Origin of the sequence: Acinetobacter haemolyticus CIP 64.3 = MTCC 9819, assembly GCF_000369065.1 — a bacterium.
Lineage (GTDB): Bacteria > Pseudomonadota > Gammaproteobacteria > Pseudomonadales > Moraxellaceae > Acinetobacter > Acinetobacter haemolyticus.
Genome location: NZ_KB849806.1, coordinates 116419 through 137907, shown reverse-complemented (window position 1 = coordinate 137907; position 21489 = coordinate 116419). Strand labels below are relative to the sequence as shown.

The 21489-nt window shown below is 39.8% G+C and carries 17 protein-coding genes and 1 pseudogene; 11 read left to right on the top strand and 7 right to left on the bottom strand.

Annotated elements, in window-relative coordinates; translation table 11 throughout:
- Positions 1 to 78 precede the first annotated feature (78 nt).
- The 3 genes from F927_RS12500 to F927_RS12490 all read right to left on the bottom strand — a co-directional run bounded on the left by F927_RS12500 (position 79) and on the right by F927_RS12490 (position 3147).
- Positions 79 to 786, bottom strand: a complete 708-nt coding sequence (locus F927_RS12500; protein WP_005085425.1) for a hypothetical protein — start codon at positions 784 to 786, stop codon at positions 79 to 81.
- 294 nt (positions 787 to 1080) lie between these two features.
- Complete coding sequence (locus F927_RS12495; protein WP_005085422.1) at positions 1081 to 2592, bottom strand: hypothetical protein; 1512 nt, start codon at positions 2590 to 2592, stop codon at positions 1081 to 1083.
- 159 nt (positions 2593 to 2751) lie between these two features.
- Positions 2752 to 3147 (bottom strand): carboxymuconolactone decarboxylase family protein, encoded by a 396-nt coding sequence (locus F927_RS12490; protein ID WP_005085420.1) that lies wholly within the window; start codon positions 3145 to 3147, stop codon positions 2752 to 2754.
- A gap of 808 nt (positions 3148 to 3955) precedes the next feature.
- Here F927_RS12490 and F927_RS12485 point away from each other — a divergent pair.
- The gene (locus F927_RS12485) at positions 3956 to 4780 is read left to right on the top strand and encodes a hypothetical protein (RefSeq protein WP_005085417.1); all 825 of its coding nucleotides are present in this window, start codon (positions 3956 to 3958) and stop codon (positions 4778 to 4780) included.
- Between the two features lie 4 nt (positions 4781 to 4784).
- On the opposite strand, the gene F927_RS12480 is transcribed toward F927_RS12485, so the two are convergent.
- The gene (locus F927_RS12480) at positions 4785 to 5135 is read right to left on the bottom strand and encodes a COG3415 family protein (RefSeq protein ID WP_005085415.1); all 351 of its coding nucleotides are present in this window, start codon (positions 5133 to 5135) and stop codon (positions 4785 to 4787) included.
- A gap of 5 nt (positions 5136 to 5140) precedes the next feature.
- Positions 5141 to 5287, bottom strand: a pseudogene (locus tag F927_RS17455) (hypothetical protein); the annotation flags it as partial.
- A gap of 287 nt (positions 5288 to 5574) precedes the next feature.
- On the opposite strand from F927_RS17455, the gene F927_RS12475 reads away from it, so the two are divergent.
- The 10 genes from F927_RS12475 (at position 5575) to F927_RS12430 (ending at position 19617) form a co-directional block, all read left to right on the top strand.
- Complete coding sequence (locus tag F927_RS12475; protein ID WP_005085413.1) at positions 5575 to 7080, top strand: YadA-like family protein; 1506 nt, start codon at positions 5575 to 5577, stop codon at positions 7078 to 7080.
- 56 nt (positions 7081 to 7136) lie between these two features.
- Positions 7137 to 8741 carry a YadA-like family protein gene (locus tag F927_RS12470; protein ID WP_005085411.1) on the top strand — a complete coding sequence of 535 codons (1605 nt, stop codon included), beginning with the start codon at positions 7137 to 7139 and terminating at the stop codon, positions 8739 to 8741.
- Positions 8742 to 9029: 288 nt separating this feature from the next.
- A complete protein-coding gene (locus tag F927_RS12465; RefSeq protein WP_005085409.1) occupies positions 9030 to 9902 on the top strand; it encodes a hypothetical protein in 873 nt (290 codons plus the stop codon).
- 315 nt (positions 9903 to 10217) lie between these two features.
- Positions 10218 to 11810 carry a peptide chain release factor 3 gene (locus tag F927_RS12460; protein ID WP_004637906.1) on the top strand — a complete coding sequence of 531 codons (1593 nt, stop codon included), beginning with the start codon at positions 10218 to 10220 and terminating at the stop codon, positions 11808 to 11810.
- 73 nt (positions 11811 to 11883) lie between these two features.
- Positions 11884 to 12702, top strand: coding sequence for a hypothetical protein (locus F927_RS12455; RefSeq protein WP_004637907.1), 819 nt, complete (start codon positions 11884 to 11886; stop codon positions 12700 to 12702).
- Between the two features lie 106 nt (positions 12703 to 12808).
- Complete coding sequence (locus F927_RS12450) at positions 12809 to 13705, top strand: RsiV family protein (protein ID WP_005085406.1); 897 nt, start codon at positions 12809 to 12811, stop codon at positions 13703 to 13705.
- A gap of 61 nt (positions 13706 to 13766) precedes the next feature.
- On the top strand, positions 13767 to 14582 hold the full coding sequence (locus F927_RS12445; protein WP_005085405.1) for a TatD family hydrolase: 816 nt from the start codon (positions 13767 to 13769) through the stop codon (positions 14580 to 14582).
- A gap of 125 nt (positions 14583 to 14707) precedes the next feature.
- Positions 14708 to 17464 carry an aconitate hydratase AcnA gene (gene acnA / locus F927_RS12440; RefSeq protein WP_005085403.1) on the top strand — a complete coding sequence of 919 codons (2757 nt, stop codon included), beginning with the start codon at positions 14708 to 14710 and terminating at the stop codon, positions 17462 to 17464.
- Between the two features lie 105 nt (positions 17465 to 17569).
- Positions 17570 to 18763, top strand: coding sequence for an MFS transporter (locus F927_RS12435; RefSeq protein WP_017394404.1), 1194 nt, complete (start codon positions 17570 to 17572; stop codon positions 18761 to 18763).
- Between the two features lie 62 nt (positions 18764 to 18825).
- The gene (locus tag F927_RS12430) at positions 18826 to 19617 is read left to right on the top strand and encodes a tRNA threonylcarbamoyladenosine dehydratase (RefSeq protein WP_005085400.1); all 792 of its coding nucleotides are present in this window, start codon (positions 18826 to 18828) and stop codon (positions 19615 to 19617) included.
- A 22-nt stretch (positions 19618 to 19639) separates the two neighbouring features.
- On the opposite strand, the gene F927_RS12425 is transcribed toward F927_RS12430, so the two are convergent.
- Both F927_RS12425 and dusA read right to left on the bottom strand, forming a co-directional pair.
- The gene (locus tag F927_RS12425) at positions 19640 to 20095 is read right to left on the bottom strand and encodes a CHAP domain-containing protein (protein WP_004637913.1); all 456 of its coding nucleotides are present in this window, start codon (positions 20093 to 20095) and stop codon (positions 19640 to 19642) included.
- Between the two features lie 257 nt (positions 20096 to 20352).
- The gene (gene dusA, locus F927_RS12420) at positions 20353 to 21375 is read right to left on the bottom strand and encodes a tRNA dihydrouridine(20/20a) synthase DusA (RefSeq protein WP_005085398.1); all 1023 of its coding nucleotides are present in this window, start codon (positions 21373 to 21375) and stop codon (positions 20353 to 20355) included.
- Positions 21376 to 21489 lie beyond the last annotated feature (114 nt).

Sequence of the window (21489 nt, the reverse complement as noted above, 5' to 3'; positions counted from 1 at the left end):
ATTTTTAGGGGTAGATTACTTTTACTTGTCATTTCATCGTAATAGGCGAAAGATTTGCACCTAAGGCGATTTTATAAATTATGGAAGCAAGGCTGAACTATATAAAACAAGCCCAAGTGAGAAGAAATCACTTTGCTTGCTTCTTTGTAATTGTTTTCCATAGCTTGTATCAAGTTGAATACGATCCTTGCGCAACATATAACGAAAACCTGTTTGTACGAATGATTCTTTGCGATCATTGCCATATAACTCAGTCGTGAGTGCGAGGCGCGGAGCAACCTGCGTTTCACTGCCCACTCCCCAAGTGAAAAAGTTCCGATGATCTTGTTTTTCATGTGACCAGCCAAGATTAGCATGCACAATAAAAGCATCATCCATAGTGGATAGGCTGGCTGGAACAGAGATATACCAAATCTGATCAGTGGAATCATTTACATTGAACTGACTACCGGTGGCCAAGCCTATTCCCCAACTATTTGTTTCTAATGCTTTTAGTAATGTCTTGCCTTGTAGAACTGCATAATTTTTCGGGTCTGCTTGATCTGTATCCGTGCGTCCCATACCCAAGGCGAGTTCGAAGTTAGAGCCAAAATTACAAGCTGGAATACTCCAGTACTCTCGATCATCGGTATGTTTTTGCATCCACATTTCGAGTTGGCAGCTTTTTGCATCGACGACTGATGCATCATCTACATGCATTGGTCGCCCTGCAAAGAGCTGCATACTGATCGACAATGCAGTGACACTGAGAACGAGTTTTAGTAATTGACTTTTGAATTTGAACATACACATCACTCCTATTGTTGGAGGGCGAATGTGAGTGCTTGTTATCTCATTAAATCTTGGATAGATAAAACAGAGGTCTGAAATGTACAGATGACCTTACCTTGTATCCACAAGGAAAGGTCTTAAGAGAAGAGCTTTTTGTGGATACTAGACGAAAATAGATCGACTACAACTGTCGCTAGAACAAGTACTCACAATGAAGCCCCTTAAAATGAATTGCGCGGATTTTAGCAATCGATGACGCAAATTTACAAGTGAATTTTTCATGACGATCAATGTACAGGTTTATCGATCTTAAAACTTTTCTCTAACCCAACCATATGCCGCAGCAAAGGGCAGAGCTGTTCTCGCCAAATAAGGGACATGCCATAATCCGCCATGATTGGCATTCTCCATGATCAGTTCAAGTGGATGATCCAATACCTTTTCTGGGTTGGTCGCACTTTCTGGATTATTTAAATCATGTACCCAAAGTGCAGCCATAATTGCATTGGTGGTTTCGGGGCTAAATGTTTCAACTTTAAATAAATCTGCACCTGAAAAAGCTGCTTTTAAAATTGGATTTTTCACAACAGAATGAGTGGTTGTTGATGGGGCAATATTGATTACGGTTTTTTGACCACGCGCCCGTGCAGAAATCGCAAACCACTGTTGCAAGCGTTTTGCGAGTGCATAGTTTGGACCTTGCTCAATCACCATGCAGTCGGAAATGCCATATTGTTGACCATTATCTGATTGAATTAACTGTTTCAAATTGGGTTTGAAAAAGTTGCTAAGAGAAATATTGTGAATGGATTTAGTGAGCAGTTTTTCTACGATTGGGCGCTGTTTAATTTTATCCTGTATAGAATGTACGACTGCTTTTGGAATGGCATAGATATCGGTCGGCGTCAGCATAAACATGATACTGCTATCAGGTTTGTGTTGACTGACTTGTTCCATGATACTGATCATCGCAATCGAAACACGGACATGTTTTTCCCCATCTAGATATGCGATACCTGCCAAATCTAAAGTCTCGGAAAAGGTGTTTAACCAATTGGCAATCTCAGGTGTTTGAGTCAGTAAATTGGCACCAAGCTGCTGTCCATCTTTTGTTGTAGAGATCTGAGGTGCAATTAAAGTCGCATTTCCTGTTTCAATCACTTTGGTAATTTTTTCCCAAATCGCAGGGTTTGGTAAATCAATTGCAACAATATTGGCACGCCATTTTGCCAGCCAACTTAAAGGACCTGCTTCTGAGCCTGCACCGAATAACACCATAGTGCGTTTTGATAAATCAAACCATTCAGGATGTTGATTGAGTAAGCGGAGTGCCTTGGCATGACTAGGTTCGATGACCTGTTGTTGTTCCCAAAGATCAATTTGCTGTAATAGCGCTTCGCCTTGTAATTTTTTGCCATGATAAGGAATAAACCACGGTTCAATGGTTGAACTGCCTGTTCCTTTTAAAGTAAAACGTTCAAATGGTTGATCTTTAATATTTGCCATGGCATGACTTAAAGCATCATTTTGTTCTGCACGATTAAAATTAAATGAGGCTTTGGCCGCTTCCAGTCCACTCTGTGCAATTCGTATAGGATGATCGACAGATTCGATACCTGCTTTAACCAATTCTTGAAAATAAACAGGGTAATTTTTTCTCCAGTTTTTTTCGGCAATGAGTTTAGAGGCATAAGGTGAATCAACACTTTGTAGTGCTGATTTAAGGATTTGTTTTGCGGTTTGAGTTGTACTGGGTACTTTTCTTCCTGATGGTATCGGAAATTGTATGCCATCACGATTGGATTGTATTTTTTTACTCAACTGAATACTCCATTATCTTCAAACTTAATTCAAAAGATCTCATTCATCATCTATGCCATCTTAGTCACTCAATCAAGTAAAGAAGATGGCAAAATGTGTATTAATGAATTGAAGTTTTTATTTGATTGATATTGGAAGAGATTTAGTTCGCATTTAAAACTATTTATGCGTAGATTCTGGCTGATATTCATTGATCACTTCAAGTGCAGCGCGAAATGCTTCTTGTGTTGCTGGTGCACCGCAATAAGGTAGGCTATGCAATAAAACTTCCTGAATTTCTTCAACACTGGCGCCGTTATTCAATGCACCACGAATATGACCTTTAAGTTCGGTTGGGCTTTTGAGTGCAGTCAAAAATGCAATGGTAATTAGCGAGCGATATTTACGGGGCAATACACCTTCACGTTGCCATGTAGAACCCCAAGCATGTTCATTAATCCAGTTCTGTAAAGGTTCAGTGAAAGGTACGGTACTGTCTTGCGCACGTTTTACGAATGATTCACCCATCACTTCGGTACGTACTTTAAGTCCATTTTCATAATCTTGTTGTGACATATTTTTTACTCTTGCTCAGATGAGATCGTTATTGAATTTAAGTATCGATATTTACTTAATAGTAGCTAAATCATGAAAGAAGCTAAAGTTACGATTTTGACTGAATGTTCTTCGAGTAAAGAATAATACCCAGCCTAATCTAGTGCATTGGGCGTTATTGAAAAGACGATGGTTTGGTAAATAGATATCGTGATTTATCTTAATAAATCACTCAATAATAATTAATAAGATCGTGAAGAAGGATAAGAACGATATGAAAGAAACACCCAAAATAAGCTCTTTTTTCATGATTACACCTATTCGATTTCTATGTGTGTGTGAAGCGTGATATGTTTTTTGTTAAAAATGTCTATTTTGCACATTTTAGTAAGTGGTGATGAAAGTGTCAAGCTATAATTGAGACGTAAAAATTTGATGTAAATCTCATATTAAAAAACTAAATACTCTGAGGGATTTAATTATTGAATACTAATATATGGAAAAACTATCTTTGCAATGATTATGCTAACAAGAGTTAAAATGAAACTCCGATATAAGATGGATTTTGAAAATACTTGCAAAGCATGATTAGACATCGAATGGATATTTAGATTTACAAATAGTGGTTGTTTGAGTAAAGATAAAATTAGATTAATTTCATACAATATTGAATTTTAATGTATTTTTATGTTTTTAATTTACTTTTGGGTCAACTTCATCGGCTTTTTTGAAAAAAAAGACTACAATCATAATCCTTATAAGGGTTGAATTCAGTTAGAATAGCGATGATTCTATTTGCTATTGATACCAGACCGAATGTGGAGTTGGAATGAGTAAAGACACGTCAACTTTGGTCGTTTCTGAGGACACAATGTTGTCTCATGATACTGAAACGACTTTAGAGCATGTTGTCAGTATTATGCCTCAACTAATACATTGGCTCATCAAATCGGGTATTGGCTATAATGAGTTTTCAACTGCATTGAAAGCATTGTTTTATAACGAAGCAATAAAAGAATTAGATGCCATTAAACAGAAGAAAACAGATTCTGCGATTAGTTTGTTATCGGGACTAAACCGCCGTGATGTTAGAAGCTTTTGTCAATCCTATGGTGAGTATCAACTGGTAAATCAATTTGACTTACAGCTACCGATTAGTGTTCCTGCACGTGTAATTGGGATGTGGATTAATCAAAAACTACCGCAACAGATTCCTTTTCAGGGTGATCAGTATAGTTTTGAAAACTTAGTTAAACAGGTTTCTTCAGAAAAACATCCTAAATCTATTTTATTAGAGTTAAAGCGATTAGGGATTGTGATTGAGGAAGAAGATTATATCGTTTTGCAAAACTCAAGCTTTACACCAGATCCTCAAGCAGATGAAAGTAAACAGTTATTTACGCAAAATATTTCTGATCATTTATCAGCTGGAATAAGCAACTTGACTAAAAATAGCAATTTTTTAGAGCAAGCGATATTTGCAGATGAGTTGAGTCAAGAATCTGTTGAAAAGCTTAATCAGTTAAGTGTTGACCTCTGGAATTTAATGTCTAAAGCAATCATTTCTGCAGCTATAGATTATTGCAAGCTTGATGAAAATGATCCAGAAGCAAACAAACGATTTAGGCTTGGTGTATATCAATATGATGAATAAGAGATTATTTTCTCTGTTTTTTGACTTTCCCAATTTTTTCTAAGCCCCTCCATAATATTGAATACGATATTCGATAACCAAATTTTTCTTCAAATGGCTCAAGCAAGTCGCTAATTTGTGTAAAAGGTGTTGTTTCAACAAATACCTTAAAGCTTTCTAAGTTTTTGATTGTAAATGCTCGTCCATTCCTAACAGCGGGAATGGGAATTAAATTTTGTGTTGTTTTCTCCAGTAAAATCCAATTGTCTAAAGTAGATCTTGCAATATTAAATTGTTTGCAAACATTCGATTTATGGTTTGTCTGGCGATATGCTGCCATGACTTTTTTTCGCAGATCCAACGAATACGCTCGCATAGAAGTTACTTATAATTCCTGTGGTAGTACAGATAAGTTGAACCAGTCAACATTCGATTTAAGCTTCGATGAAATGACGATCTGTCCTGCTTTTGCCAACTGGTTTGCTCCAAATTTTTAGCAAAATGTAGCATCAAATATAAATAATGTACATATTGAACATATTTTTTTAAATTTTATTTCATATCGTACAAATCTATTATGTTTGTTATTTAATTAATTCATTTTAAATCAATATTTTATTTTTAATTTTAAATATTATGTGTAATGGATCTCACTATTGCACCAGAGAAAACTATATGTTAGTTTTTTAAATATGTGCAAAATACACATTAAATATTGATTTTAATGACTCATGCCACAGACTGTATAACCTCGAGTTTAGATTAATAAAATCGATATTTATCAATAATTAATTAGTTTTACAAAGGACTACGTGATGAAAAAAACTTTTCAATTGTCGGTGATGGCAACCGCTTTATTGACTGTGAATGCTTATGCGGCTGTAACAAATATCGGTACAGATAATACAGCGACAGGACCAGACACGACTGTTGTTGGTACGAATAATGCTGCTGCGAATACTACGGTAGTTGGTACAGACAACACCGTAACTGGTGGGGAAGGCTTTGTGGGAGGGGCTGGTAATACTGTAGATGGCTTTGGTTCTGCGGTCATCGGGAATAATAATACGACCCATGATCAGTATGCCGTTGCTGTGGGGAGTAATAATGAGGTCACAGGTGCTGGCGGTACGGCTGTAGGTAATAATATTACGATTCATGATAGTCAATCTACAGCGGTGGGTGGAAATAGTGATGTGAAAGGTCAATATGCCAGTGCATTTGGTGACTCCGTTACGGTTGATGGTACAGGTGCAACAGCGATTGGTTCTACTTCAGAAGCAACGGGCGAGTATGCAACAAGCCTTGGCTTTGGTGCAAAAGCAACAGCAGATAATGCCATTGCAACAGGCAGTAACGCAGTTGCAAGTGGGGAAAATTCGATTGCTATTGGTAGTGGTGCAGAAGCAAGTTCTGAGGGTGGGGTTGCAATTGGTGCTGGTGCCAAAGTAACAGGTGTGAACTCAGTTGCAATTGGGGCAAATACCGTTGCGGATGAAGATAACACTGTCGCTATGGGTGATCGTCGTGTGGTTTATGTTGCAGATGGTATTAACAATCATGATGCGGTAAATCTAGGACAGTTAAATGCGGCACTTGCTGATATTGATACAGCACCAAGCCAAGCTGATTTAGATGCAATTAACGATAAAATTGCTCAGGAAAAAGCGGAACGCATCGCAGGAGATGCTGACTTACAAGCCAAAATTGATAATGAAGCGCAAATCCGTGCAGATGCAGATGCCGCGGAAACAGCAGCACGAACAGCAGCTATTAATAATGAAGCTCAAATCCGTGCAGATGCGGATGCTGCTGAAACAGCTGCACGTATCGCAGGTGATGCTGCTGAAACAGCCGCACGTATTGCAGGTGATGAAGCTGAAAAGGCTGCACGTATTGCCGCAATTAATACCGAGAAAGCCGCACGTATTGCAGGCGATGAGGCAGAAGCAGCTGCACGAACTGTAGAGGTTAATCGTTTAGATGGTCGTATTGATGCAGAAACTGCAACACGCAAATCAGAAGTAAAGCGCCTAGATGGTCGTGTTGACCAATTGAATCGTCGTTTGGATCAAGTTGAAACGACTGCAAATCGAGGTATTGCTATTTCTTTAGCAGCTCAACAAGCGATTCCAAGCATTCAACCAGGACAAGTCGCAGTCTTTGGCGGCATGGGCTATTACGAAGGTGAAGCTGCAGGTGCATTTGGTGTGGTGACATCATTCAGTGATCGTTTCTCTGGAAGTGGTGCGGTCGGTGTTGCTGAGGGCGGCAAGTTTGGTGGTCGTGCGGGCGTCGCTTATGTCATCGGAGGGAACTAAGTCGTACTTGGTTATTAACACTGGGTTTGATTTAGTCATAATAAAAGGATGATGTAATGAAAAAAACTTTTCAATTATCAATAATAACAGTTGCCTTGCTTGCAAGTCATACTTATGCAGCACCAGTTTGGGAAGATCCAGCTGGTACAGGTACAGGTTTTAGTAATGCGATGGGAGGAGAAACAAATTTTGCTAATGTTGATCCTTCTGCAACGGGTATTATTCTTGGTCAAGCAATTGATGTCAGTCAAACTAGTATTGGCATCGGTTATAACAGCAATGCAATGGGGAATGATAGCTTTTCTGCTGGTTCAGCAAATAATGCCAATGGTGATTCCTCTGTTGCTGTAGGACGTATCGCGAATGCCAACGGGGATAATAGTATTGCACTTGGTGCCACAGTTGCAGCAGGAGGTACAGATAGTATAGCTGTAGGGAATAGCCAAACAGTTAATGGTGATAATGCAACGGCAGTTGGTCGTGGTAGTCTTGTTAATGGCAGCCAAGCTAGCTCTTTGGGGCACGTGGCTTGGACGGGTGGCGATGGTGCAACTGCGATTGGTAGCGAAACATGGGCAAATGCAGAAAATGCAACGGTTTTAGGTTTTAATGCAGAAACAGGCGGTAAAAATGCATTAAACATCGGTCACGATGCACATGGCGGTGGATTAAATGCAATTCATATTGGGCACAAAACAACAGGTAGTGCAGAAAATACGATTGTAATCGGTTCAAATGATCCAACGAAGCCGGGGCAGCCATGGGCAGATGATAAGAATTCTGTGGCGATTGGCTATAATGCTGATACTCACAATGGTGGGGGGGGTAGTACTGAGAACACGGTGAGTTTTGGTGGTTTTTTCACTGGAGCCGTTCGTACGATCAGTCAGGTGGCTGATGGTATAAATGACCACGATGCAATCAATGTTTCACAATTGAATAATGCAATAGCGAGTTTAACTTCTGGAGCTGAGCTAATTGCACATGCAGATGATCAACTTGCCGTAGAAAAAAATCAGCGTATTGCGGCTGATACTGATTTGCAAGCTGCGCTTGATAACGAAGCTCAAATCCGTGCAGATGCAGATGCAGCTCAGACAGCAGCACGTATTGCCGCAGTTGATAATGAAGCTCAAATCCGCGCTGCTGCAGATGCAGCGGAAAAGGCAGCACGTATTGCAGGGGATGAGGCTTTAGCTGAAGCTCGTATTGCGGGTGATGCAGCAGAAGCTGCGGCGCGTACAGCAGCGATTAATGCTGAGGCACAAGCTCGTATCGCAGGCGATGCGGAACAAAGAGCAGAGCGCATTAAACAGGTAAATCGTTTGGATGGTCGTATTAATGCCGAAGCAGCAGAGCGTACTGCAGAAGTTGCCCGTCTAGACGGTCGTATTGATCATGCGAGTCGCCGTTTGGATGATATCGAGAAAACTGCCTACCGTGGTGTCGCTATTGCACTGGCAGCCCAACAAGCGGTTCCAAACATTCGTTCTGGTCAAGTAGCATTGTTTGCTGGTGTAGGTCATTTCGAGGGTGAAACTGCTGGCTCTGTGGGGGTTGTAACTTCATTTATTTCCAATCGAGTATCTTTGAGTGGTGCTGTTGGTTTCGCTGGCGGCAATGAAGTTGGTGGGCGTGTTGGTCTGAGTTATTCATTTTAGATCAGTCATGATCTAAATGAAGATTAAAAATATGAGAATTTGAGTGGTGTAGATTGGCTATATATTTGCTCAAATTCTCTTTTATTGAAGCTCCTTTTGGGTTGCTCTTCTTCAGCATGGAAGCACCCTTTTTTTACTGGTGAAGCACGGTTATTGCCAAGAAAAATGGTATATCTTAATCACAGGATTAATTCGATTATCTGTTAAAATGTGAAGGGATAAACAAAAAAACAGTTGATAGGATGTCATCTGTAAAACATCTATAAAATGCTTATCGGGGCAATATGCATGAAATCTACGCAATATAAACTTTCTTTAGTTTTATTGGGGGCATTCTTTTTTACAGGTTGTAAAGATGAAAATGGCAATTTTAATGTTGGTGTCAGTTTAGGGGGGACAGGGACAGGAGGGTTGTCTGTAGGAACTGAAAGCCCAGTGCCTAAGCCTCAACCTGATGTTAAGCCAGATCGTATGGAAGAAGATGGTCTGTTGTATGCGGTTGCCTATCCAAATCCGATTACTCAAAACTGTAATGGAATAGAACGTAAAATACAGTTTGTTCGCCATTATTTCCCTCATACTCCAATGATAATGGGAGATCGGGTAGATCTATATGGTATGAAGGATTCAAGCCCGACAAGATTTAAGCTTCAAGTAATAGTCAAAAATACAACTTCATCTCCAATTTATGAATATATCAATAGCTGTAAAGCCGCTTTCCAGCTTACAGGTACTAAAACTGCAAAAATAACGCAAACAGATTATTGTTTAAATGATGAAACCGTAAATGTGTATCAGCCAGATGAATCGCGAACATATTTCTACACATTTAATTTGCCGAATATTTTACAAAATTGGACGGCAAACTATCAGGCACAATATTCAAAAAAATTCTACGCAGAGACGCAAGGTAGTATGTATGATGATGAAAGTATAAAGGAAAGGACTCAATGTGACCCTTTAAGCACCATTTTATTATTAGATGAATATCCTTCTACAAAAGATGGCGCGCCTCCTTCATCAAATACTGGTAATGGTAATAACTCTGGTTCTAACAATAATCCACCTACGAACACCGACAATCCATCCCCAATTTTTGGTGGTTTTGATTTGGATGAGGACGATGCTGAGCCACCTATCTTCGGTGGCTTTGGTTTGTGAGATAACATTAAGACGGTTTAGTATTGAACGGTCATCACCGAGATGGCTTTCAACAGTTGTTTACTGATGCGTTGATATATGTGTATTGATGATTAAATTCAATCATCAATCATCAATCATCAATCATCAATCATCAATCATCAATACTAAATCTAAATGTAAAAATTGAGACGCAATATCTAAGGTAAAGAAAGCCTAGATCAATAAACATTGAAATCTGCTACAATTGCGCCAATTTCGAATTCTCACTTTTTCAGTTAGTTCATATTAGAAAATGATATGTACTGAACTGCGTATATATTGAAGATTTTTCTCATGAGTTTTAAAGACGAATTGGCAGCACAGGTTGCCCAACGACGTACATTTGCGATCATTTCCCACCCCGATGCGGGTAAGACAACGATGACAGAAAAACTGTTGTTATGGGGGAAAGCAATTCAGGTTGCGGGTATGGTAAAAAGCCGTAAGTCTGATCGTGCAGCAACCTCAGACTGGATGGAAATGGAAAAAGAACGTGGAATCTCTATCACCACGTCGGTTATGCAATTCCCTTATAAAAAGCACACTATCAACTTATTGGATACACCGGGACATGAAGACTTCTCGGAAGATACCTACCGTACCTTGACAGCAGTAGACTCTGCTTTAATGGTGATCGATGGTGCAAAAGGTGTCGAAGAAAGAACCATTAAATTGATGGAAGTGTGTCGTATGCGTGACACACCGATTATCTCATTTGTGAACAAGATGGACCGTGAAATTCGCGAGCCATTGGAATTACTTGATGAAATTGAAAATGTTCTCAATATTCGTTGTGTACCGATCACATGGCCTTTAGGTATGGGGCGTGATTTTGCAGGTGTGTACAACCTGATTGACAACAAATTTTATGTATATAAAGCTGGTTTTGGTTCAACCATTACGGATATTGAAGTTCGTGATGGTTATGATCATGCGGATATTCGTGAGAAAGTTGGAGAGTTGGCTTGGGCATCTTTTGAAGAGTCACTTGAGTTAGTTCAAATGGCGAATGAGCCACTTGATCGTGAGTTATTCTTACAAGGTAAACAAACACCAGTTCTATTTGGTACAGCACTAGGTAACTTTGCGGTTGATCATGTATTGGATGCCTTTATCAATTGGGCACCAGAACCTAAAGCACATCCGACTCAAGAACGTACAGTCGATGCGAACGAAGAAGGATTCTCAGGCTTTGTCTTTAAGATTCAAGCAAACATGGATCCGAAACACCGTGACCGTATCGCCTTTATGCGTATTTGCTCTGGTAAATATGAAAAAGGCTTGAAAATGAATCATGTGCGTCTTGGTAAAGATGTACGTATTAGTGATGCATTGACTTTCCTCGCAGGTGAGCGTGAGCATCTAGAAGAAGCTTGGCCGGGCGATATTATTGGTTTACATAACCACGGTACCATCCAGATTGGCGATACTTTTACTAGTGGTGAAAAATTACATTTCACAGGGATTCCACACTTTGCACCTGAAATGTTCCGCCGTGTCCGTCTAAAAGATCCTTTGAAATCTAAGCAATTGCAAAAAGGTTTAAAAGAGTTATCTGAAGAAGGTGCAACTCAGGTGTTTATGCCGCAAATTAATAATGATCTGATCGTTGGTGCTGTCGGTGTGTTACAGTTTGATGTGGTCGCCTATCGCTTAAAAGAAGAATATAAAGTGGACTGTATTTATGAGCCTGTGAATGTTCATACGGTGCGTTGGATTCATTGTGACGATGAAAAGATCCTTAATGAATTTAAGAAAAAAGCACATGATCAATTGTCAGTTGATGGTGGTGGTCATTTAACTTATCTTGCGCCGAGTCGTGTTAATTTACAGTTAATGCAAGAGCGTTGGCCTGATATCGAGTTCCGTAATACACGAGAACATTAAAAATATAAAAACAGCTTCTATGATTAGAAGCTGTTTTTAATTGAAGATGCTAAAAATAAAGGGATGAGTAATCATGAATATTTTAAAACCACTTGCTACGATCAGTTTAATGATGGGAATAATGGCTTTAACCGCATGTGATCGTCCTGATAAAAGCGAGGCAGATTCCACAATACAGCAGACATCTAAAATAGAAAAAGCCGAGGTATTGCCTTATTTAAATATCCAAGAAGCAAAAGCGAAGTATGCTTTACCTTTTTGTGAGAAGAAAAACTGTATCGATATTGCGATTCAAACGGTCAATACTCAAGATCATTGGCTTAATTCATGGATTGAGCAGCAACAGTCAAATGTGATTCAGCATCAAATCGAATTAAAGCAAAATATGAGCTTGCAACAAGCGATCAATGCATATGTGAAAAAGTCTGATGAGTGGCAGGATAAATATTCACAAAATAAAGCCTATGAGTTACAGATGAGCACTCGTATTGCCTCACAACGCAACCAATATGTATTGTTGCAGATTGGGGTAGATAGTAAACAAGAAGATGTTTCGGTCAAGGATCGTTACTATTTTTTTGTTGCTGATCGGAAGCTGCTAAAATCTTTAACGGTATTGGATGTGATTCAAAAGAATCAACAAACGGCGATGCATAGTCTAATTCAGGCACATTATCAAACATGGCGTGAACAACAGTCTGCTGAGGTCAATAAACAGCTTCCGAAAACTTTATATTGGGGGCAAGCAGATTGGTTTTTTGATGGTGAAGGGATTGGTATTCATTATCGTGCCAATGAGATTAGTAAAGATGCACCACAACTGGATATTTACTTTACGACTGAACAAACGAAACAAATGCTACAACCTGAAATCTACCAAAAAATGTTTTAAATTTTGGGCGGCTACGTATAGAAATTGCATGTATGCCTAGTAGTTTCAAATGAAGTTCGATAGCATTTAAAAAATCTTGTGTGATAACAATGCTTATAGGTTCCAGATGAAAACATTTTATAAATATAGCGTTCTTGCCTGTGCAATTTTACTTGCTGCTTGCCAACCAAAATCAGAACCGAAAGAAGCACAGGAACAAACCAAAGATTCTGTTGTAGAGCAGCAAACAGAAACAACTCTACGTGGTGAAACAGTGAAAGTTGAGCTAACTTTGCCAGAATGTAAGGGGAATGCTTGTCCTGAATTTGTGGTAGAGCGATTGCAGAGTAATTTTCCATTTATTGATCAATTCTTAGATCAGCAAATTTTAGATCAATTAAGCAAAATGCTGGATGTTGTTGACACTGATACAGCGGTTTCTACTGTGCAAGCAGCCGAACAAGAACAAAAAATAGGGCCTCAAGTTCAGCAGTATGCCAATGCTTTTATTAAAGTAGACGAAGAGTTAAAAGCCTTGAGCGTTAGTCATCAGATTAGTTTGATGGTAAAGCCTAAAATCTTACAAACAGAAGGTAGCTTGGCAACGATTGTTTTAAATAGTAGTAGTTATATGGGGGGAGCGCATGGCTCCACTGCACAACAATATTTTAATTTTGATTTAGTGCAGCAAAAGCAGGTTCAGTTAAAAGATTTATTGTTACCTAAACAGCAAGCTGTGTTGAAAAAGCTGACCCATGATGCATTTAAAACATGGATTTTGGATACTAAACTTGCCAATAATCCTGAGGAATATGAGCAAGCATGGCCATTTCAAATGACGGAGAATTTCTTGTTTGGAGAACAAGGATTAATTTTACAATATGGTGAATACGAAATAGGTCCTTATGCAGTCGGTTTGCCGCGTCTGGTTATTCCTTATGATCAACTGCAAGGTGTAATAAAACCTGAGTACTTACCGAAAGTGGATGCGCCAGCAGCTTCGACACCTGTGACATCTTCCTAACTTCCTATGAAACTTGAAGGTCAGTAGATTGCAAAATAATAGAAGGGATAGGTAACTCAATATGCAGCTATTTGATACCCATACCCATTTCGATGTTGCCGATTTTGATCAAGATCGGCAACAGTTGGCGGTGCAGGCAAAACAGGTCGGCGTGGAAGCGCTGATTTTAATCGGTTTTATTGAGTCCCGCTTTGATACATTGATTCAAACCCATCAACAATTACAAGGTTGGGATAATGTTCCCAAATCGTATCTCGCACCCGGTTTACATCCTTTTTATATTGAGCAACATCATGAGGCTCATCTACAACAGCTTGAGCGGATATTACAGCAACATGATTGTGTTGCGGTGGGAGAGATTGGTCTAGATACTTTTTTAAAACAGCATAAGCAGCCTGAATTATTTGCCAAACAACAATATTATTTTAACGCCCAGCTTGAACTGGCCAACCAATATAATAAGCCTGTGTTATTGCATATTCGCAAAGCACATGCTGAAAGTATCGCGATATTAAAAGCACAGAAGTTTAAATTGGGTGGGATTGCACATGCCTTTAGTGGTGGGATTGAAGAAGCGAAGGCATTGGTAAAACTCGGATTTAAAATTGGGATCACAGGACAAATCACCAATCCAAACGCCAAGAAATTACATCAAGTGGTACAAGCAATTGGCGTTGAACATCTGGTGATTGAAACGGATTGTCCTGATATGACACCATTATGCTGTCAAACATCGACCGAACACCGCACACGTAATACCCCTGTTAATTTACCTTATGTTCTAGAGTATTTAGCTGCAATGCTTGAACAATCACAAGAAGTACTTGCCCAACAAATATGGCAAAACTCTTTGAGCACTTTGAATATAAAATTTTAGAATAATAAGAACATAATCTCAGCTTGAATAAGATACTAAAAGGGAACACATTGTTTCCCAAACAAGGGTACATTAAATAAAGCACTTCATAATAAACAAAGCGCCAATACTGGGAGGGTAACCTTATGGCCAGATATAGCAAAATTAATAGTTTCAATGCATTACAAACACTAACAGTCGGTTCTAAATCCTATCAAATCTATAGCTTAGCGCGAGCAGCTGAGCAACTCGGTAATATTGATAAGTTACCCAAGTCTTTAAAAGTTTTATTGGAAAATTTATTGCGCTTTGAAGATCAAAAAAGTGTAAAAGTTGAGGATATTCAAGCCTTAGTTGATTGGCAAAAAGACAAACGCTCTGATCAAGAAATTCAATATCGCCCAGCACGTGTCCTAATGCAAGATTTTACAGGAGTACCTGCTGTCGTTGATTTAGCCGCCATGCGTGCTGCGATGGCCAAAGCAGGCGGTGATCCGAATCGGATTAATCCATTGTCACCTGTTGATTTGGTAATTGATCACTCGGTGATGGTCGATCATTTTGCCAATCAAAATGCATTTGATGTGAACGTGAGAATTGAGATGGAGCGCAATGGCGAGCGTTATCAATTTTTGCGTTGGGGGCAATCTGCTTTTGATAATTTTAGTGTTGTGCCACCTGGTACAGGCATTTGTCACCAAGTCAATTTGGAGTATCTTGCTCAAGCCGTCTGGTTAGGTGAGGATGAAGGGCAAACATTTGCATTTCCAGATACCTTAGTGGGTACAGATTCACACACCACCATGATCAATGGCTTAGGTGTTTTGGGTTGGGGGGTAGGTGGGATTGAGGCGGAAGCTGCAATGTTAGGGCAGCCTGTATCGATGCTGATCCCTGAAGTCGTCGGTTTCAAATTAACGGGCAGACTAAATGAGGGAATTACTGCGACAGATCTGGTCTTAACGATTACACAGATGCTTCGCCAAAAGGGTGTGGTCGGTAAGTTCGTTGAGTTCTATGGTGATGGTTTAGCTGATTTGCCGTTGGCTGATCGCGCGACGATTGCCAATATGGCACCTGAGTATGGTGCAACCTGTGGTTTTTTTCCTATCGATGAAGTCACATTGTCCTATTTGGCATTGACGGGCCGTCAACAACAACGAATTGATTTGGTTGAGGCCTATAGTAAAGCCCAAGGTTTATGGCGAAATACAGGAGATGAACCCGTATTTACCGATACATTAAGTTTGGATATGAGTACGGTTCAAGCCAGTTTAGCTGGTCCAAAACGTCCACAAGATCGTGTGCTACTAGCGGATGTAGCAAAGACTTTCAATACATTGATGGAACTAACACTAAAGCCTGTCGATGAAATGAAAGAACAATTGGAAAATGAAGGCGGAGGTGGCACAGCGGTTGCGGCTAAGCAGGCTAATTTGCCTCACGAAAGCCCTGCATGTACGATTGATGGACAAATCTATCCTTTGAATCATGGTGATGTGGTGATTTCAGCCATTACGTCATGTACCAATACTTCAAATCCGAGTGTGATGTTAGCCGCAGGTTTATTGGCTAAGAAAGCAATTGAAAAAGGTCTACAGCGAAAACCTTGGGTGAAAAGTTCACTTGCACCAGGCTCAAAAGTCGTAACAGATTATCTTGCTGCAGCAGGTTTGACTCCTTATTTAGATCAATTGGGTTATAACCTTGTCGGCTATGGTTGTACCACTTGTATCGGAAATTCTGGACCTTTACCTGATCCAGTTGAAGAAGCAATTCAATGTCATGACTTAAATGTCGCTTCTGTACTGTCAGGCAATCGTAATTTTGAAGGGCGTGTTCATCCACTGGTGAAAACCAATTGGTTGGCATCACCGCCTTTGGTTGTTGCTTATGGTTTAGCGGGAAATATTCGTACGGATTTAACCTCTCAACCGATTGGGCAAGGGAAAGATGGACAGGATATTTATCTGAAAGACATTTGGCCGACGCAGGCTGAGATTGATCAGATGCTGCAAAAAGTAAATACAGAAATGTTCCATAAGGAATATGCGGCTGTTTTTGATGGTGATGAAACATGGCAGGCGATTCAAATCCCACAAAGTCAGACTTATACGTGGCAAGATGATTCAACCTACATTCGTCATCCACCTTTCTTTGATGAGATTGATCAACCACCAAGATCAATTGAGAATATCGAACAGGCACGTATTTTAGCGGTGTTAGGTGATTCTGTGACGACTGACCATATTTCTCCAGCGGGAAATATTAAGAAGGATAGTCCAGCGGGACGTTATTTGCAGGAGCAAGGTGTAGATCCAAAAGATTTCAACTCATATGGTTCGCGTCGTGGTAATCATGAAGTGATGATGCGAGGCACATTTGCCAATATTCGAATTAAGAATGAAATGTTAGGTGGCGAAGAAGGTGGCAATACCATTCATATTCCGAGTGGTGACAAACTTTCGATTTACGATGCATCGATGCGTTATCAGCAGCAAAAAACGCCTTTAGTAATTATCGCTGGAAAAGAGTATGGCACAGGTTCTTCGCGTGACTGGGCTGCTAAAGGAACAAATTTACTTGGTGTAAAAGCGGTTATCGCTGAAAGTTTTGAGCGAATTCATCGTTCGAATCTTGTTGGGATGGGGGTTTTACCGTTGCAATTTATCGATGGGCAATCGCGTCAGTCTTTAAATTTAACTGGGCGAGAAGTTCTCTCTATCCACGGTTTATCGGATGATATTCAACCGCATCAAACGTTGGATGTGAGTGTGCTTCGTGAAGATGGTCAGCAAGATCAATTTAAGGTCTTGTGCCGTATCGATACTTTAAATGAAGTGGAATATTTCAAGGCAGGCGGTATTTTGCATTATGTATTGCGGAATCTAATCGCGGCATAAAGCCAAAAGAGTTGTTTTTTAAAAGATGAAAGCTAGTCTTTCATCTTTTTTATTTGAATTTTAGCTTTTCAGCGTTAATGTGATAACGATTAATCTCTAGGAATCATGGTTTTGAATCAGCTGCCGCGATATGTTTATTATTTATTGGTTGCTCAAGCATTTAATTTAATTGCAGCGGTATTGTCGGTCACGGTTTCAGCGATTGTTGGCTTAAAACTTGCGCCCACGCAGGCCTTGGCGACCGTGCCTTATGGTTTGCAATTCTTGGCCATGTTACTGACGACGTTTATCTTTTCATTTTTAATGAAAAAGTTGGGGCGACATTTGGTATTTCAGTTTGGATGCATTTGTCTTTTTTTAGCAGGTGTGTTTGGCTATCTCGCCTTACAAAGTGAACAGTTTTATTTATTGTGTCTTAGTCATTTTTCGCTAGGCTTATTCATTTCTACGGCTAACTTTTATCGTTTTGCTGCCTCTGATCGTCTCGATTCTGATTTAATCCCCAAAGCCACAGCGATGGTTATTTCTGGTGGCGTCGTCGCTGCGATTATTGCACCTGTTTTGGCGATCCAATTTCAACAGGTGCAAGGTCTACCTGATTTTACTGCGATTTACTTAATTTTCAGTGTGTTGGCATTGTTGTTGTCACCAATTCTTTATATTTGGAACCAAAAATTTAAATTACTGCAAGCACAGCAAGTTGTGACCCAGTCGCTACAACGAGCTAAATTGCCCATTAATATGATTGTCGTGGCTGTGATCAGTGGGGCATTTGCTTACTATATTATGAATGTCATGATGATAATGTCTTCCTTGCATTTAAAGGAACACCATTCATTTCATTATGCTTCGATTTCTATTCAGCTACATGTTTTGGCCATGTTTGTTCCTTCATTCTTTGTATCTAAGCTGATTCAGCGTTGGGGAACACATCGCACAATTTATATCGGTTTTATTTTGTTGATGCTGTCCTCTTTGATTCCAATATTTGGACAAGAAGGAATTTATATCAATATTGCACTGATTATTCTGGGTGTAGGCTGGAACTTTGCGTATTCAGGTGCATCTACGCTCTTGGCTGGTTTAAATGATCAGCAAAAGCATCGTGTACAAGGCATGAATGAAACCACGATTGCCTTATTTGCGACACTCGGTGCTTTCCTCCCTGCACCAATTCTGACTAAGCTGGGTTGGATGAATGCCAATTTGTTGGCCTTATCGATAAGTGTTGTTATTTTTATAATTTTGATGATATTAAGTGGACGTCATCGATCTGCAATCAAAGTCTCATCTACCTAACCCAAACGATATTAAACGAGTTAAAATAGTGCTTTGATTAAAAGATATAGACCACCACTGTTATGACTGATTTGCCTGTAAATGATGAATATGACCGCCGTTTTGCTGGTGTGGCAAAAATTTATGGAGAAAGCTCATTTAACCATTATGAAAAAAGTCATGTGATGGTGATCGGTGTTGGTGGTGTTGGGAGTTGGGCGGTAGAAGCGTTGGCGCGTACAGGGATCGGTGAGTTAACGATTGTCGATATGGATGTGGTTGCCGCATCGAATATTAATCGTCAGCTTCCAGCGATGACATCCACTTTGGGACAAGAAAAAATCGAAGTGATGGCGGAGCGGTGTCGTCAGATCAATCCACGCATGACAGTGAATGTAATTGATGACTATTTAACACCTGAGAATATCAAAGAGGTTTTAACTCCTACTCCAGATATCATTTTAGACTGTATCGATGATGTCAAAGCCAAACTCGCATTGATGCTGCATTGTCGCTTTAACAAGATCCCGTTAATTGTGTCGGGTGGGGCAGGCGGTAAGCTCGATCCTCTCAAAATACGAGTTGCAGATCTATCAAAGACAGAACAAGACCCGATGTTGGCGAAGTTACGCGCTCAATTGCGCTCTAAAGGTATCTGCAAGAAGCCTAAAGAAAAGTTTGGGATTACTTGCGTGTATTCAATCGACAACCCATTTTCAAATACAGAAGCTTGTTCGACATCGGAAGATACTGCATTTAATCCAAGTGCTGGCTTGCGCTGTGGTGGCTATGGATCAGCCGTGGTGGTGACATCAAGTTTTGCGATGGTTGCGGTGGCAGAAGTTCTAAAAAAGTTAGATACAAAGAAGGGCTGATGATCACAGCCCTGAGGTTTGATTAGATATAATTTGAACTTAAGCGGTAGTAGCTATACGTCACGTTTTTATCTTTGTAAATATCATGACTACGTTGTTTAAAATCAGAGATCCATTGCGTACCAGAGAAGCCTGCAATATGACCATAGCGGTGTTTGGCAGTACGATGAATGATGTAAATATCACCCTTTTGTGGATTGTCAAAAGCAGGGCTAATCTTTTTATATCCGATATCTTGTAAGGTTCTTCCCCAATCAGATGCGGCAACAGGATGATTCACAATATTGGCACCAGCTGCTTGTAGTGCGATGCGAACAAACCGCGCACATTGTGATGAGCTACGATAAGATGCTCTACGTGTTAACTTTTGAGCAAATGTCATTACATCTATAGCAGGCTGTTTTGGGGTGGTCACAATCAATTGATGGGGTGGGGTGTGAACCATGCTGTGATCAACTGAGGGCGCATCATAAATCATCGTCAAACTCTATCGCATTTTCTATATAACCAAATTTAGTGCCAGACTCTTGGCGGAAGACATGGTAAGCGAAAAATCGTCTGAAAAGTCATTTGTAATGTAATAATGTATCATTTTGCAGGTGCTGTGGATAACTTATAAAAACAGCGGCCTGAATAATTCTTTTTTTATCATGCCTTTGAGGTTTGTTTAGTTTAAATAAAATGATTTGTAAAATAATATTTCATTTTGATTGAATAAAGGGGTGAAGTGTGATTTTAATCACACTTTTGCGCTCGAATATAATCTTCAGTGCGTTGCATGGCCGCTTGGATATTTTGGATTGCATTTTCAATATCATTAATAGTTTTTGCATTGCCACCGCTTAGGGCTTGACGCCATTTGCGTGCACCCGGCAAGTTTTGAAACAAACCTAGAATATGTCGTGTGATAATTGATAATGGTGCGCCTTCTGCAACACGTTGATGAATATATGGCATCATTTGTTGCATAATCTCAAAACGATCAGGCGCTTCTAGATTCCAAAGTTGTCCCATTTCAGCGAGCAAATAAGGATTGTGATACGCTTCACGTCCAATCATGACACCATCAACATGCTGTAAATGTTGTTGTGTCTCATCAAAGGTTTTGATACCACCATTAATTTCAATCGTAAGATGTCGGCGCTCTTGTTTTAAACGATAAACATCTTCATAGCGTAGCGGTGGCACTTCTCGATTTTCTTTTGGTGATAGACCTTGCAAAATCGCGATACGTGCATGCACGATAAAATGGGTACAGCCTGTTGCAGCGACTGTATCGACAAAATGCAGCATTTCTTCATAGGACTGCATGTCATCAATACCAATACGATGTTTGACGGTTACAGGAATCGATACAGCTTTTTGCATACTATGAATACATTCAGCAACTAGATTTGGCTCCGCCATTAAACATGCACCGATCTTATTATTCTGTACTCGATCACTTGGACAACCAACATTTAAATTGACTTCATCATAGCCCCAGTCTTCAGCCATTTTGGTACAGGTTGCTAACTCTTGCGGATTGGAACCACCGAGCTGTAATACAATTGGGTGTTCTTCTTTATTGAAGTCTAAATGACGATTTGCACCACCGTAAATAATCGCACCTGTGGTGACCATTTCGGTATACAGAACAACATTCGGATTAAATAAACGCGCAAAGAAACGATAGTCCTTCGTTGTCCAGTCCATCATCGGGGCTACGCTGATTCTGAAATCATTTATTTTTTCTACATTGTTATTAATTTCAGTCATTTATGTTAATTCCTTAAGGTGCATATAGTGGCGTATTTTAGCATATGGTTGCAATTTTTAGCTATCAATGCAACCATATTGCAACCATGAAATAGTTTCAATTTCCAAGGTTGC

Excerpts from the sequence above, each read along its gene's own strand:
- F927_RS12450 (WP_005085406.1), top strand. The coding sequence starts at position 12,809 with ATGAAAACATTTTATAAATATAGCGTTCTTGCCTGTGCAATTTTACTT.
- F927_RS12500 (WP_005085425.1), bottom strand. The coding sequence starts at position 786 with ATGTTCAAATTCAAAAGTCAATTACTAAAACTCGTTCTCAGTGTCACT.
- F927_RS12435 (WP_017394404.1), top strand. The coding sequence starts at position 17,570 with ATGGTTTTGAATCAGCTGCCGCGATATGTTTATTATTTATTGGTTGCT.
- F927_RS12480 (WP_005085415.1), bottom strand. The coding sequence starts at position 5,135 with ATGCGAGCGTATTCGTTGGATCTGCGAAAAAAAGTCATGGCAGCATAT.
- F927_RS12455 (WP_004637907.1), top strand. The coding sequence starts at position 11,884 with ATGAATATTTTAAAACCACTTGCTACGATCAGTTTAATGATGGGAATA.
- F927_RS12465 (WP_005085409.1), top strand. The coding sequence starts at position 9,030 with ATGAAATCTACGCAATATAAACTTTCTTTAGTTTTATTGGGGGCATTC.
- F927_RS12445 (WP_005085405.1), top strand. The coding sequence starts at position 13,767 with ATGCAGCTATTTGATACCCATACCCATTTCGATGTTGCCGATTTTGAT.
- F927_RS12430 (WP_005085400.1), top strand. The coding sequence starts at position 18,826 with ATGACTGATTTGCCTGTAAATGATGAATATGACCGCCGTTTTGCTGGT.
- F927_RS12485 (WP_005085417.1), top strand. The coding sequence starts at position 3,956 with ATGAGTAAAGACACGTCAACTTTGGTCGTTTCTGAGGACACAATGTTG.
- acnA (WP_005085403.1), top strand. The coding sequence starts at position 14,708 with ATGGCCAGATATAGCAAAATTAATAGTTTCAATGCATTACAAACACTA.
- F927_RS12490 (WP_005085420.1), bottom strand. The coding sequence starts at position 3,147 with ATGTCACAACAAGATTATGAAAATGGACTTAAAGTACGTACCGAAGTG.
- F927_RS12460 (WP_004637906.1), top strand. The coding sequence starts at position 10,218 with ATGAGTTTTAAAGACGAATTGGCAGCACAGGTTGCCCAACGACGTACA.
- F927_RS12475 (WP_005085413.1), top strand. The coding sequence starts at position 5,575 with ATGAAAAAAACTTTTCAATTGTCGGTGATGGCAACCGCTTTATTGACT.
- dusA (WP_005085398.1), bottom strand. The coding sequence starts at position 21,375 with ATGACTGAAATTAATAACAATGTAGAAAAAATAAATGATTTCAGAATC.
- F927_RS12425 (WP_004637913.1), bottom strand. The coding sequence starts at position 20,095 with ATGATTTATGATGCGCCCTCAGTTGATCACAGCATGGTTCACACCCCA.
- F927_RS12470 (WP_005085411.1), top strand. The coding sequence starts at position 7,137 with ATGAAAAAAACTTTTCAATTATCAATAATAACAGTTGCCTTGCTTGCA.